We start from the raw sequence: 14616 nt of genomic DNA on the forward strand, positions 1-14616 counted from the left end.
CCTGTTAAATATTCATGTCTACATTGGAAATAACCCACTTAAACTTACCTGTTGCTGTGCGTTCAAGTTCTTGTACCATCTCTATAGAGACTTTGGTATCTTTTCCCAACCTTTCTGATAGGCTGTGTAACAATTCATTTTTATCGTGTTCAGTAAAATTGTCATCTGTTCTAAGTTTGACAGTTATATTGTCAATATCATTTTGGATTATCTGAGACTCCAATATGGAAGTCAGCGGCTTAAAAGGGTGGGTAAGTACTGATGGCGATATCAGCCTTCCATCCTTAAGCACTATTGTATCTTCTGCCTTTGTGGTCACCTCATTAAGTAAATAATGAGCTCTACCGCATGCACACTTCTCTTGCTTAATAGCTGACATATCATTCGTTTTATAACGTATTAAAGGCATTGCAAGATTGTGTAATGAAGTTGCTACTACAGTACCTGTTTTTCCACGCTCTAATGAATTACCATCGCTATCGCATATTTCAGTAATGCCATACTCCATCCCAATGTGACCACCAGAGTGAGAGCATTCTGTTGTAAATAGTACTCTTTCAGCTGAACCGTAGTAATCATAAACCTTACAATCAAAACTTTGTTCGATTGTTTCTCTTTGAAAATCATACAAAGTTTCTGATGATGTCAGTACAGATTCCAGCTTCAGTTGTTCACCGATACTTTTCAAGTATTTTGCTAAAATGTAAACAGTTGATGGGTAACCATCCAGGGTCTTTGGTGAGAATCTTCTAAGCTCATCCAGGTAGTAATTTATATATTCAGGTTTTAAATGAAAGGATGATAGTAACAATTGATTATGAAAATAGTTGTATCTCCAAAATGGCGGGGTTTGATTGCTCAACGGTACTATGATGTTACCTCTGATCACGGCAACTTTATCGCCGAATTTACCAAGATTTACCCCAGCCCAATTATATTGCCTGTCTAACATGGCATAGTTAAAGTTAATAAGATTTTTACTATAACAAATTTCAAGTGGAGAGCCTGTTGTTCCACTTGTATGACCTCTATCAACAGTATTCATATTATATTCGTCAGACAGCAGAGCATTGAAATTATTTTTAATATTTTCCTTTGTCAAGATAGGCAGTTTTTGCAGATCATCGATAGTAGTAATATCTGATGGTTTTAATTTAAGTTTTTTCATCAATAAAGAATAATATTCTACATGCTCATAACTATACTTTATGAGGTCTCTAAGCATTGTTTCCTGATAATCTATAATTTCATTTTCATCGTACCACTGGCTCTTATCCAAGAAACTTTTTACTTTTTTGAATTCCCCACCGTACCTTTTTTTATCCAAAATAATACTATAAGTTGTTACAGCTAAATTTTGAATTGGAGCTGGTAATAAATCATATATATTCTTAAATGGGGTATCCATGGTCTATCTTAATTATTCAAACTAGTGTATTACACTTTTATACGCTGCTATTAAACCTTCAGCTATAGAAGGCCATGCATACTTCTGTTCCGCAAGAAGTCTTGCTTGTTTACCCAATTCATCTCTTCTTTCTTCATCGTTTATTAATTCGATAATACTGTTAGCGAAACCTTCATCAGTATCTTCTAAATAAACATTCAATCGATCAGTCACTTCAATTCCTTCACTACCTATTGAAGTCGACACAATTGCCTTTCCTTGTGCAAGTGCATCCAATACCTTCAGCCTTGTTCCACCGCCAACCCTTAATGGCACAACATATATGGCTGATTTAGCAACGTATGGCCTGATGTCATCAACGAATCCCAAGACTTTTATACCACTATCTTGAGATGCAATAGATAACAATTCTTTTGGCGGATCCTGACCTATTATATAAAAGTTAATTGCTGGTATTTTCTTCTTTACCATCGGCCAAATATCATTAATCAAATGCATGACTGCATCCTTATTAGCAAACATATTCATACCACCGGTATAAATAATCGCTTGCTCTTCCTTATCACCAAGCTTGGTAAAATAGTTTACATCAACACCATTTGGTACAATTGCAGTATTAACGCCTGGTGACATTTGGTTCAACTCTTCTGCATCTGTTTTTGACATCATCACATTGACGGGGTATTTTTCGCTTTCTGTTGCCTCATATTCTCTTAATCTTTTTGACTGTTTTGCAACGTAATATCTTGCAAACCAATTAGATTCAACCTTTGATCTCCTGGCCATCAAAGATGATTCTATATTGTGATGAGTAACAATACATGGAATATCACCTATACATTCTCTGTACTGAGATAAACCCACGGTATCAATATGGACAATATCGATTTTATTTTTTTCTAGAATTTCTCTAATCGTTTTTTTATATGCCGAGCTTTTATGAGCAAGCACACTAAATGGTAATGGATAGAAGAAGCCCAACAAAAACGCCAGGAATTTGTGAATCTTTGATTGCTTTGGCCACAGCTTGAAATAGTGCACCTGAGAACATATTTTCTCTAACTCCTGTTTGCTCTCTTCCAACAGCGATTCTGTGGCTATTGTATCGGGATGATGAAATGCGAGTAGGTAGACTTCATTCTCTTTTCCGATCTCTCGAATGATATTGTAGCCTCTTTGTAAAACTCCACCATGCGGAGGGTAAGGTATGATTTGTGATAAAAATAAAACTTTCATTTATTGGCTACCTAAACATTTATTAATTTTTGATACAGATCTGCATATCTAGAAGACATCTTAGCTGCCGTGAAATGCTCTTCATATCTTAACCTTGCATTTTTTCCAAGCTGTTCTCTCAACTGCTTTTTTTCTATCATTTCTGTCAAAGATGAAATCATTGCTTGGATGTTACCCGGCTCAACCACTACTCCATATTCCGGACTGTTGATGATTTTTGGCGTCTCTCCTACACTCGTTGTGACTATTGCCTTACTTGATGCCATGGCTTCAAGTAAAACCATTGACATTGCTTCCCATAGCGATGGCTGAAAGAATATATCTATTTTCGGTAGAATAACTGACGATGCTGAGTCTACCCAGCCCAAAAGATGGACATAATCCTCTAGATTGTATTTGGCTATCTCTGCTTCCAATTTAGATCTGAGAGGTCCATCTCCTGCAACAACAAAGACAAACTTGTCAGGTAGATTGTCTTTTAAAACCTTGGATACCTCAATCAAATCAAACATGCCCTTCTGTTCTATAAGTGTATTGACTGAACCAATAATCACCTTGCCTTGTTGCCTGTATCCTTCTATAGCATCAAGTTTTTTATTCTCTGTTAAAATATCCACCCCATTCCAAACAGTTGTTACTCTATTCTCCGGGATTTTATAAAATTTACATAAATCACTCTTTTGTTTCTCTGATACGGAGACTAGCTTATCAGGTACTCTCCAAAATAATTTCTCAAGTTTTGCCCTTTTCGGTTCTCTGTGTGGATAATTCCCAAAGTGAAATGTATGTACCAATTTTAGTGATGGCATCGTTAGCCTACATATTGATGCATCAATTAGAGAGTGAATGTCATGTGTATGTACAATACTGAATTGCTCTTTCTTTATAAGGTTTCTAAGGCGTAGTGATGTTAAATAGTCTGTTTTATTTATAGATTTTTTTGCAACCCCAATTACATCTGTACCTTGTTTTGCAATTCTTTCTCCTACCAAACCCATCTCTTTAAGATAACAGACCGTAATATCAAATAAATCTTTGTCGATTGTTTTGCATATATTTGCTGTAACCTCTTCGGCACCACCTATATGTAAAGTTGAATGCAATATGCATATTTTGATTTTGCTGTTATTCATGGCCACTGTTTTTAACTTATTTATCGGTTGCTAAACTTTTATTAATATTCTTTTCTTCCAGATCCAATTTATACATAAATTCAGCTGCCACAAATAACCCCACTAGCACAAATATATGAGGATAATATGTAACAGATAGGAATGCACCACCGACGGAGAATGCTACAAGGCTGGCATTCAACATTAGAAATAACTTTCTGTACTCAGACTCCACTCCAGAATCTCCTCCAGAGTCTGCATACTCCCTCATTGTTTTCATGTATTTACTGTTCCTTCTATAATTGCCAATGAGTATAGCAAGAAAGAATATGATCCCTGGCAATCCCAATTCACCGAGTATCAAAAAATAGGATGAGTGTGCTGTTAGCCATGGTAAATTCTCTGAACCATATTCAGGCGGTCTGAAATCAGTCCCTAGTTTCACTGCAAAATGGCCAGGCCCAACCCCAGTAAGCGGTTTGGCTGCCGCCATTCTTATGGCTGTCCTCCACGCTATAATTCTACCCATAGCAGATCCTTCTGATTCATAATTCCTTATTGTGTTCATCCTCTCGAAATATACGGGTGGAGCAAAAGCTAAAACTGTTACAAGTGCTCCACCTATCAGCATAATTCCCAGCAACTTCTGTCGCCCCATCCACCATAGATAAGCGAAAGTCGCCATTAAGGCCAATGACGCTCCACGGGATTGAGTACCTATAATTGCACCTATCAATATTATCAATGCAAGAATATAAAAAGATTTAGATATAAACTTCTTAGCATCCTGTATCAGAAACAAGCACATTGGTATTGTCAGCGATACTGACAGGGAAAAATCATTTCCATCACCTAGAAAGGCATTATTCCTGATATAGGATCTGGTAGCAGGCTCTAAAACCACATTTGGATTCAGGATAACAAGTAGTATATGGCTTAAGACAAAGACAATAAATATTCCCTTGATTTTATTTATGTCTGTTACTAATTTAACGATGATGTAGTACCACAACACAAAACCAAATATTAGTTTAAATTTTTTGTATGCATATTCTGTTACATCTGAAATGAATAATGATATGAATAGTAGAAATAAAAAGAACAAAAACCACTTGGTGTTGCTATGGCTGAATATTTTGCCATTACCGTTGGCACTAGCATAAAAAATAGCACCGAGTGTAACAGCCAGCGGAATAACTGAATTTAGCTTTATAGCCGCAAGTACTGGCAAGTATGCGTCTGGTCGCACATAATCCATGAAGAGAGATAGCAGTAAACCTATATACAACATATTTAAATGGCTTTATCAGTGCACTATTTCGTGATAGACATCATACAATTTATTCACTCTATTATCCTGATTATAATTTAATTTTATGTTTTCTCTTCCTAATGTTGCCATCTTGTTAAAGTGAGATTTGTTTTTAACGTATTCGGTCATCGCATTCTTCAATGATTCAACATTATTTGCCTCTATAAGGAACCCTGTTAGGTTGTGATCGACTATTTGAGAGGTCCCGCCCACATCTGTTGCTATTACCGGTATTTCCATCAACAATGACTCCAGAATTACATTTGGCATACCTTCTGTACTTGAGCTTTGAACAACCAAATCCACACCATTATAGATATTAACCATATCCTCTCTGTAACCAGTAAAAATTACTTTATCTGATATTTGTAATTCTTTTGCCATGTTGACTAATTTTTCATACTCTGGACCTATTCCAATAATTAAAAAAACAAAATCACTATTTGTTTCGCATATATATTTTGCTGCTTTTAAATAATTTTCCTGTCCCTTTTCGATACTTAATCTACCAATATTGGCTACAACGATTTTATCATGCGGGATTTTGAATTCATCTCTAAATCGCCTATTTTCTTTATCAATTATATAATCTTCTATTACTAGTGCATTGTTAATTACTTTAATTATATTAGGGTCAATTCCGCCTTGAACCAGCTGTTTTTTCATAAGCTCTGATACAGTTATTATCTTATCGTGGTAGCGCAATAAATAGCGATCTATTTTTGTATAAATTTGACCTTTTAGATTATTAGAAATCCAACCATGACAGGTTGAAACAAGCGGCAACCCTAGACTCTTAGCGCATACAAGCCCATATATATTAGAACGAAAATCATGGGTATGAATAATATCTATGGATTTTTCCTCAACAGTTTGTTTTATCTTTTTTATAACACCCAAATCGAAAGATCTTTTTTCCTCAATCGTCACTATATCTAGTGATAACTGCTTAGCTTTTTTGATATAGGCATGATCATTATGGCTATCACCTGAGAAACCTCCTATAACTATTTTGCATTTTTCCTCATCCATCATATCAGCGCACTGTAGAATCGTCCTACCAGGGCCATCCACCCAAGGTGAATCACGTAAATCTAGTACCTGAATTACTTTTTGTTGCATTTTAATAATATAAATTACAGTTTTTATAAAATAGTATCTTTGCCACTGCTACAAAATTAATAACAATTATCTTGGCACTAAAATATTGCCTCATAATCTATGTTCACGCTTCGTTGGCCTCCATACTTCTTGCCGTTTACCGAACAAGTAAAGAACCCAAGCTTTAAGGATTGCCAGGTTAACCATTGTAAAAAAGAGAGGAATTTTACCAACAGATTTATTGTGTAAGATGCTATTTTCATGGATTGCGCCCACAGCCAATATATAAAATGCTATCTGGCATCCAAATATAATTCTATATAGATCGTAATCCAATAAATATATATTAATTAAAAACAGCATGATCAAAAAAAATGGAACTAACCATCTCATTATTTTATGCGATAACAAAAATATCGAAAACCATCCATATCTGATTGGGTTTAATAAGTTTAGTTTTGAAAATAACGCAGTCATTCCTCGTAATATTGTTCTTACTTTCCTATTATATTCATTGCTTGTACTTTTTGACGCACTCATTATTCCAATGGCTTTCGGTTCTGTAATTGCTCTGAACCCAGCTTCAACAGTATATAGAACAGAAAGAAAATCAGGCGCTAAACCCTCCTTGAAAGACTTTACCAGTGAAGTTCTCTGCGCATAAAAGGAACCGCTGGCCCCTACAATGGAATCAATTGCTGATTCTTTATTACGCAAAAACAACTCATACTTCCCATAAAGCCCCTCACCTCCTTGATTTGCAGGTATATGATCTTCTCCGGACACACAACCAATGTTATCTACCGTGAATGGCATGACAATATTCTTGATGGATTGTTTATCTAGCATAATAGATGCGTCAGTAAATATCACAATGGATGAACTCACCTCTTTCAATCCTTGATTTAACGCATTAGCCTTTCCTTTTTGTTGCTCGACCTCTACTACTTTGATATTTAATCTACTCTTGTAATTTTCAACTATTTCTATTGTATTATCTGTTGATCCGTCTGACACGATTACCACATTAAGTAACTCAGTCGGGTAGTTGAGAAGCTCTATATTTTCTAATTTTGCTTGAATAACATTTGCTTCATTATGAACAGGTAACAATATTGCAACACTTGGTAATTCTTCATCTCCAACTGTTTTGTAAGTTAATTTTTGTCTATTTTTACCGATAAAGACCAGCAAAAGTGGATAAAGAAAATAGGCATAAAGGATAAAGAAAAGCATTAACCAAAACAGGATTGTCATTTTGTTACAGAATCCGCGTTGAGTGATGTTTTAGAGCAGCAGTACTAAAATTGGCATTGATCATATCAGAAGAATCATTCATTGGATTACTTAAATATTAATTTCTCATGCCGGTGTAATTTACATATTAGTAATTATTTTTAATTCTTATCATAATAGTTCTTATTTAATTATTAATAACTCCTCTTCTTTTATCTGTATCGATCAATTCTATATTAAGCCCATAACCAGCATAAATAAATGCTATCAGCTCATCTTCGAATGCCTCTCCCTTGTCTGCCTCAGACAGCACTCTAAGACCTTTCATCCTCAAATTTTCCAGTTCCTCAGTTACGCCATTCTCTGTTTTGAAGCATATATGATGAAGGCCCTCCCCTTTTTTTAAACTCTGAATAAGAGGTGATTCAGAATCAGATGGTTCAATCAGTTTAATGTCCAGAGATTCCTGCTTCTCTAAAAAAACTACATTTACTTTTTGGCGTGTATTTGTAATTTTCTCGGTCTTCTGTTTATACCCAAATATTTCCACAAACCTCGGTATGGCCCTTTCAATAGATCTGACAGCTATACATATGTGATCAATTTTCATATCAATATCATTTTAGAGATTTAAATAAATTACAAAATTACCGTATAAGCTTCTATATAATCGCATAATTTCATTTATTCGGCTATTATTTATAAGTACTTTTTTAACCAATCAATGTGTCTTTTATCTGTAAATAGTATTAAATAGTCGTGAATCCCATATCTCTAAAAAGACCTAAATTGATTTGTCTACGCGTAGCATATTTCCATACAATTTAATCAGGATTTTACTTCACCTGGATCAGAACACGAAAAAGTTTTAGAATGATTATAATTTTGGATGCTATATAAAAATAGTAAATATTTCACAACGCTTTAAACTTAATAAAAAATGCATAAACCGGCATCTCTCAAGTTTACTATTAGTGATATTTCACTATTTTTTGGAATAGCTATAATATTTGTATTTTATAATAAAACAGCTGTCAGTATTTATAATAATTGGACGGCAGAAAACAGCCTTTATACTCACGGTTTACTATTACTGCCCATATCCCTGTTCCTTTTTTACAATGAGTGGAAATCTACCAGAGATAATTTCTCAATTAAATTCAGACCATTCTCGGCACTGCTATTAATATCGTTATCCATACTGTGGTTTATTTCTGAATCCATACACATTCAGATTTCATCGCAAATTCTATTTATACTAATTTTATGTTTTTATATTTATAGTTTGTTCGGTATTAGACAAACTCTTCGTCTTTCCTTCACGATATTAATTTTACTAAGCTCAGTCCCCTTGTGGTCTATTTTCTCGGCACCACTTCAACTTCCGACTGCAATAATCGTTGATCATCTACTCAAATTAACAGGCTATACTTCTTTTCAGGAGAGTTTCTATATCCATATCCCCGAGGGTATATTTGAGATTGGCGATACTTGCAGTGGCCTTCGATATCAAATAGCAGCTATTACTACAACAATTCTCTATGTATTTTTTTCAAAATATACACTTAAAATATCTATAATATGTATTATTATTGCTTCAATTGTTGCTTTTATCTCTAATGTAATACGTATTTATATAGTAGTCCTTTCGGGTCATTATACTAATATGACTCACTCTCTGCTTGAAGATCACATTTGGCTTGGGTGGCTCGTATTCGGGATCTTTTTTTTAGCCTATCTAGTATTTTTAGGACGAATCGATAATCGCTTATCTGTAGAAACGAGAGTAACTACATCTCATCCTATATCACCGAAACCCCAAAAAACCAATCATGTAGTGACTTCTATCTTACCTATAATACTTATTGCACTTATCAGTATCGGACCAATTATCTCTTTATCGAACAGTTCCACTTCAAATACAAATATCAAAGATATTAAGTTAGAGTCACAATTAGATGGCTGGAATCAAATAACAGCAACTAAAAAATGGAAACCAACCTGGCAACCCTCAGATTACGAAATACTTACGAGTTATTCATATGAGCATGATCAGGTGGACCTCTTTTTATCCACTTTTCTTAACCAGAGGCAGGGTAAAGAGCTAATCAATGATTTAAATCTTCCATATGAGACTGGTATTTGGAAAATAGAAAAAACGAATACTACCGAAATTGTTTTAGAATCCGGTGATACTTATAAAGTAAAAGAGACTCTTGTCGTTAATCAATACATGCAGAAACGATTAATTTGGCATTGGTACTATATAGGTGGAAAGGTGACGCATGATAATCATAGAGCAAAATTATTGGGTATAATCAATATCCTGACCGGAAGAAAAGATGAATCAGTTTTTATTATTTCCTCCCAATTTAAAACAGATATCGAAAATACTCGACGCATCCTTAAAGATTTTTTTCATGGGAGTTTCTACTACTACCAAGGACAACTCGATAATTTGAATATTTAATTGTATTTAGGATAGTGAGTTTCAATACAAACTATTCTAAATATTATGAGGAACAGCTCTTTTTATCTTACAGTCATTATTTATAATTTATTTCCAACCATTCTCTGACATATTTATGCATTGACTCTTCCCAATTTGATAAAGAGAGAATGTGGTTGGCATCCGGTATTGTATGCAATTGGTATATGTGACTGTACTCTGTTAAATGAGACTTATATACATCCTCAAATTTTTCCTTAAATTCCCACAGTAACCTATCTCCACCACTGTAGATTAAAAGCATCTTCTTCGATTGCTGTAACATGGAGAAAAAGGTTGGTGCGAATTTGGGATTAACGTTACTCGAAGCATCTTGTATAAATTCTATTTGTTTATTTGATTTGTTTTTATATATATTTTTAATTTTTACAGAAATAACTCTAATTGGTTTTAATAAGATCTTAAATATAGTCCTAAAATCACTTTTAAATGTAATTATTCTCTTCCATGAATCAAGGTCGGTGAGTTTGCTCATATATCCTTGTTTTAGATCATCTAGCTGACCTTCTGTGACAAATTTAGAGAAATTACCTTCCCCCCCCTCAAACACATTAATTAATCCAAGCGCGATCAATCCTTTTACTCTCTCGTCAGTACTGCCAACCAACATACCTGTTATGGCACCACCACAAAGACCACCTAATATAAATTTTCCTATATTATATTTGTCACTTAGCCAATCCATTGCGTCTATCGTATCTTCAATATAGCGCCCATTCTGGATACTATTATATACATCAACGAGAGCACTTTGATTCAATGTCCCTTCGGAATCTCCCAAGCCATAAAAGTCGAATCTTAAGACAGTAAAGCCACTACTAACCAGTATTTTCGATAATTTATTATATAATCGATGTGGGCCAACACGCATCTTTATGCCGGGTGAGAGTAATAAAACGGCAACATTATTTGCGTTAGTAGACGGTGTTTCGAGTATTCCGAATAATTTCAATCCATTTCTATTATTGAAAGTAACAGGAGTAGCTATCATTTTAATGCCTGCAACCAGTTTACTGTTGATGAGCTAAGATTCTCTGCGTTTTGGTAGAACGTCTTTATTTCCTTCCAAAATTGCTCCTCATGAGACTTGATTAATTGTGAATCTTCAGCAAATTTACTGATAATTTCTGAGTAGGTTTTATTTATTGGTTGCTTTGGGTTCCTAACTATTTGATTAATCAGACAGCTTATAGTTTTTCTATAATCAACCTCAAGTAAATTCAACTCCGATATCTGCTTGTAGTAGTCATATGTCAGTAAATATCCCTCGATATTGATAGGTGTTCCTGATTGCATTTGATTAACCAGGTCTTCTCTAGTTACTTCTACTTTTCCTTTTAAAGCCATTTGTGCAGCTAGATTACTTCTAAGTAATTCTTGCATATACCTTTCACCGCTTATGACTGGATCCCAGAGAATCAGATTTGATATATCATTATACGAGTCTGCATAAATTGCAGCTAGCGTGGCTCCCAACCTTAGACCAAACAAACCAACATGTTCTATTTGATATTTATCTTTTATCTCTCTGATGACAGCAGAGATGTCAGCAATGTTATTTTCTATCGATGAGTCTACAAATTCCCCATCACTATCGCCATGCCCTCTGAAATCGAACCTAACGACGATATATCCCATATTTGAAAGTTCACGGGCAAAACTGACATAAACTCTATGGCTCCACAACTTTTCTTCCGCAAACGGATGTATAAAAACAAACGCTCCCCTGACATCTTTTTTATCGGGAACATGAAATATTGAAAATATTTTTTCACTATTTATTGTTAAGAATGTTGGGGTTTCTTCCATTTTCGGCCTGTCACTATTAATAATTGATGCGTGAATTCTATCAAAATAATTACAACGTAACTCCACACATTATAATCAAGTCATTATCTTGGTTGAGATAGTACTTTACAGATATCTATTACACAATTTTCAATCTCAGCCACTACTTTATTTGTAAATATTTGCCCCTTATTATATGGATCCATTATTTCAACACTATTATTATTTGAAAAAGCACCGATCCATACTGTCTTTTTTCCACAGTCTCTATCCATTTTATTGAGTAAATCCCAATTATATCTATCCATTATTACAATTATATCTGCCCATAATATATCTGATTTATTAATAAGTTTTGACCTGTGATTGGTTAAATCATGGCCAGATTGATTGAGGATCTTTAAATATCCAGGCTCGCATTCCCGATCAGTGTTGGTGTGAAATCCTGCTGATTTAATAAAATACTTACCTCCAGAACAATTTTTTTTCATTAAATATTCCGCTAGAGGGCTACGATAAATATTACCATAGCATAGTATAAGTATATTATTTCCTTGTCTGTTTTTGACTGCTTCTCGACTATTCTTCTTTGCACTAATTAATACAATAATATGCGACATTCTTCTATTTAATGAAGATATGACTCTTGCGATAAACCTAAACATTTTCTAATTAGTCAATCAGTCAGTCCAGATTCAGCAACCCACTATTATTAAGAACATCTTTTACTGTGCTGAATTCGAATTGTCCAATCAGACGATTGAGTCTAGATTCAAATTTATCAATATTTTGATAGTGCCTGAATTCAGATAACATCGATGACTTAATTCTTGGCTGATCAATATCTATTTCCCAAGGATGCATATAAAAGATAAACGGGATATTCTTATTATTAACTTTCTTCAAACCTTGTTGTGTCAACCAATACGGAAACAACCGGAAATAACCACCACCACTGATTGGTAACCTTTTATTACCGAAACCGATAGTTGATAGTGGAAATTCTACGATTTCATTACCTGAGTCGGTACGGAAATTGTGCGGAATTGTTTTGGCATTGGGTATGCCATAACGGTCATGAACTATTGGAAAAATACTCGAATCATATGTAAAGCCGGCCTCACATAGTACATCCATCGCCCAAATTGATTTTGATGTAATAGAATAACTTGCCGCCCTGTAACCATTCACCGGCTTACCAATTATATCCTCGAGGATCAACTTCGATTTTATTGTTTCTTCTGTAAATACCTGTTTTGTTTGATTATAGATTAAGTCGTGTTTATATCCATGGCACGCTATTTCGTGTCCAAGATCTGAAATATGCTTAATTAATTTCGGCTCTCTTTCAGCAACCCACCCCAAGACAAAAAATGTAGCTTTGATATTTTTTTCGTCAAACAGGTCCAGTAACCTATTTGTATTTGAATTAACCCTGGAAGGGTATTTTTCCCACTCAGATTTATCGACATTTTTCGAAAAAGCAGATACCTGATAGTAATCTTCTACGTCAACCGTCATCGCATTTACTAACATCTGTCACCAACCATCCAAGTGCTTTGCATCATTTGCAAGAAATTAATGAGTGAATTAACACAAGAAAGTGTCATGCCAATTAGATTTGTTAGCCTGATTCATGTGACAGTATCTTATCATATAGTAATTGTGTCTTATCAACATTAACTTTTATATGAAAATTATCGACAAGCCTATCGTACCCCCCTTTTCCAAGACTATCCGCATATTGCTTATCTTTTATTAATTGTATGACGAGTTCAGCGAGATGATCATGATCGCCTGGAGTGAATGTCAGACCCGACTTTCCATTTTCAATAATTTCTGGTATTGCCCCATCATTCGCAGCAATCAACGGCTTTGACAGAGACATAGCCTCTATTAATACACGTCCAAAAGGCTCAGGATCAATCGATGTATGAAGTACTATTTGTAGAATATTTAGATAATCAGGAACATTTTTTACATATCCTGTAAAAATAATATTTGATTCCAATCCCAGTTCCTTAATAAGTGAATGTAACTGATCTTCATAATAGCCATCTTCTTTAGCTGTATCACCTATCAGAAGACAAACAGTTTCGGGATAGATTTCAACAATTTTTCGCATAGCCCTGACAGCGACGATTTGCCCTTTCCACTCTCTTATATTCCCTATAATACCTATTAAATTTTTGACCTTATTTAAGCCCAACTTCTCTAGGATATCTTCATCGGATACCTTTGAAATGACCTCGTAAGGATCAATTCCATTATGTATCGTCACTATTTTGCTTTTTTGAATCCCGTTGCTAACTAATGTTTCAGTAACTGAATTAGAAATACTGATAATTGCATTTAATTTGGTTGATAAATATTTCGGAATGCGCGGATAATAATTATTAATCCCACGCTCATGTGTAATGCAGGGTATATTCGCCAAATATGCAGCGATGATCCAATTGTTATTTCTAAGAATTGAATTATTTAAATGAACCAGATCTATTTCATATTCATTTAATAATTTTTTTAGTTTAAAACTCGACACAACAAGAAAGCCAATTAAATTAATTATTTTTTGTATTACTCTAGCAATTGAGTTAAATAATTTTAAATAATCATTGTCTATGTGCAACGCCTTCGGTTTAAACTGGAGTAGAATTAGCGTTTTTACTCCTGCTTTTTCGTATTCAGGTATCAGAGAATGGTGATTATGGAAAACAACAATGGGATTATATTTTGATTTATCCAGACCCTTCGTCAAAAATAATAAACTGTAAAATGATCCACCAACAGTACCATCAGTATTACCTTCGCAATACATGATATTTTTCTTCTTAGTCATTTTTTACTTCACTTAGGCAATAAATAATAAATAGCAAGTAGATTACTCTAACATTTACCCAGGGCAGACCAAGCT

13 protein-coding genes are annotated in these 14616 nt (G+C 34.4%); 1 reads left to right on the forward strand and 12 read right to left on the reverse strand.

Translation table 11 applies throughout. From position 1 onward, the window contains the following. Window positions 1-4: 4 nt before the first annotated feature. The 7 genes from R2K28_RS15475 to R2K28_RS15505 all read right to left on the reverse strand — a co-directional run bounded on the left by R2K28_RS15475 (window position 5) and on the right by R2K28_RS15505 (window position 8015). Window positions 5-1408: a phenylacetate--CoA ligase family protein gene (locus R2K28_RS15475; protein ID WP_316365783.1), complete on the reverse strand. Its 1404-nt coding sequence runs from the start codon at window positions 1406-1408 to the stop codon at window positions 5-7. 21 nt (window positions 1409-1429) lie between these two features. Next, window positions 1430-2644, reverse strand: a complete 1215-nt coding sequence (locus R2K28_RS15480; RefSeq protein ID WP_316365784.1) for a glycosyltransferase family 4 protein — start codon at window positions 2642-2644, stop codon at window positions 1430-1432. 11 nt (window positions 2645-2655) lie between these two features. After that, entirely contained in the window at window positions 2656-3777 is a 1122-nt protein-coding gene (locus R2K28_RS15485) for a glycosyltransferase family 4 protein (protein WP_316365786.1), read from the reverse strand. A 16-nt stretch (window positions 3778-3793) separates the two neighbouring features. After that, window positions 3794-5014: an O-antigen ligase family protein gene (locus tag R2K28_RS15490; RefSeq protein WP_316365788.1), complete on the reverse strand. Its 1221-nt coding sequence runs from the start codon at window positions 5012-5014 to the stop codon at window positions 3794-3796. Window positions 5015-5062: 48 nt separating this feature from the next. Beyond that, window positions 5063-6190 carry a glycosyltransferase family 4 protein gene (locus R2K28_RS15495; protein WP_316365790.1) on the reverse strand — a complete coding sequence of 376 codons (1128 nt, stop codon included), beginning with the start codon at window positions 6188-6190 and terminating at the stop codon, window positions 5063-5065. A gap of 90 nt (window positions 6191-6280) precedes the next feature. Then, the gene (locus R2K28_RS15500) at window positions 6281-7426 is read right to left on the reverse strand and encodes a glycosyltransferase family 2 protein (RefSeq protein WP_316365792.1); all 1146 of its coding nucleotides are present in this window, start codon (window positions 7424-7426) and stop codon (window positions 6281-6283) included. A 166-nt stretch (window positions 7427-7592) separates the two neighbouring features. After that, on the reverse strand, window positions 7593-8015 hold the full coding sequence (locus tag R2K28_RS15505; protein WP_316365795.1) for a VOC family protein: 423 nt from the start codon (window positions 8013-8015) through the stop codon (window positions 7593-7595). A gap of 330 nt (window positions 8016-8345) precedes the next feature. Here R2K28_RS15505 and R2K28_RS15510 point away from each other — a divergent pair, with 330 nt between their 5' ends. Further along, window positions 8346-9875, forward strand: coding sequence for an exosortase C-terminal domain/associated protein EpsI (locus R2K28_RS15510; protein WP_316365798.1), 1530 nt, complete (start codon window positions 8346-8348; stop codon window positions 9873-9875). A 76-nt stretch (window positions 9876-9951) separates the two neighbouring features. Here R2K28_RS15510 and R2K28_RS15515 read toward each other — a convergent pair whose 3' ends face one another. From R2K28_RS15515 to R2K28_RS15535, 5 genes are all read right to left on the reverse strand, one after another. Further along, the gene (locus tag R2K28_RS15515; RefSeq protein ID WP_316365800.1) at window positions 9952-10905 is read right to left on the reverse strand and encodes an alpha/beta fold hydrolase; all 954 of its coding nucleotides are present in this window, start codon (window positions 10903-10905) and stop codon (window positions 9952-9954) included. Continuing rightward, window positions 10902-11723 carry an alpha/beta fold hydrolase gene (locus R2K28_RS15520; protein ID WP_316365803.1) on the reverse strand — a complete coding sequence of 274 codons (822 nt, stop codon included), beginning with the start codon at window positions 11721-11723 and terminating at the stop codon, window positions 10902-10904. The genes R2K28_RS15515 and R2K28_RS15520 overlap by 4 nt, the downstream gene beginning before the upstream one ends. An 83-nt stretch (window positions 11724-11806) precedes the next feature. Next, a complete protein-coding gene (locus R2K28_RS15525; protein WP_316365806.1) occupies window positions 11807-12193 on the reverse strand; it encodes an arsenate reductase/protein-tyrosine-phosphatase family protein in 387 nt (128 codons plus the stop codon). Between the two features lie 193 nt (window positions 12194-12386). After that, window positions 12387-13238 carry an XrtA system polysaccharide deacetylase gene (locus R2K28_RS15530; RefSeq protein ID WP_316365808.1) on the reverse strand — a complete coding sequence of 284 codons (852 nt, stop codon included), beginning with the start codon at window positions 13236-13238 and terminating at the stop codon, window positions 12387-12389. An 88-nt stretch (window positions 13239-13326) separates the two neighbouring features. Next, the gene (locus tag R2K28_RS15535; protein ID WP_316365810.1) at window positions 13327-14541 is read right to left on the reverse strand and encodes a glycosyltransferase family 4 protein; all 1215 of its coding nucleotides are present in this window, start codon (window positions 14539-14541) and stop codon (window positions 13327-13329) included. Window positions 14542-14616: the final 75 nt, after the last annotated feature.

This window comes from Candidatus Thiodiazotropha sp. CDECU1, assembly GCF_963455295.1.
Classification (GTDB): Bacteria; Pseudomonadota; Gammaproteobacteria; order Chromatiales; family Chromatiaceae; genus Thiodiazotropha.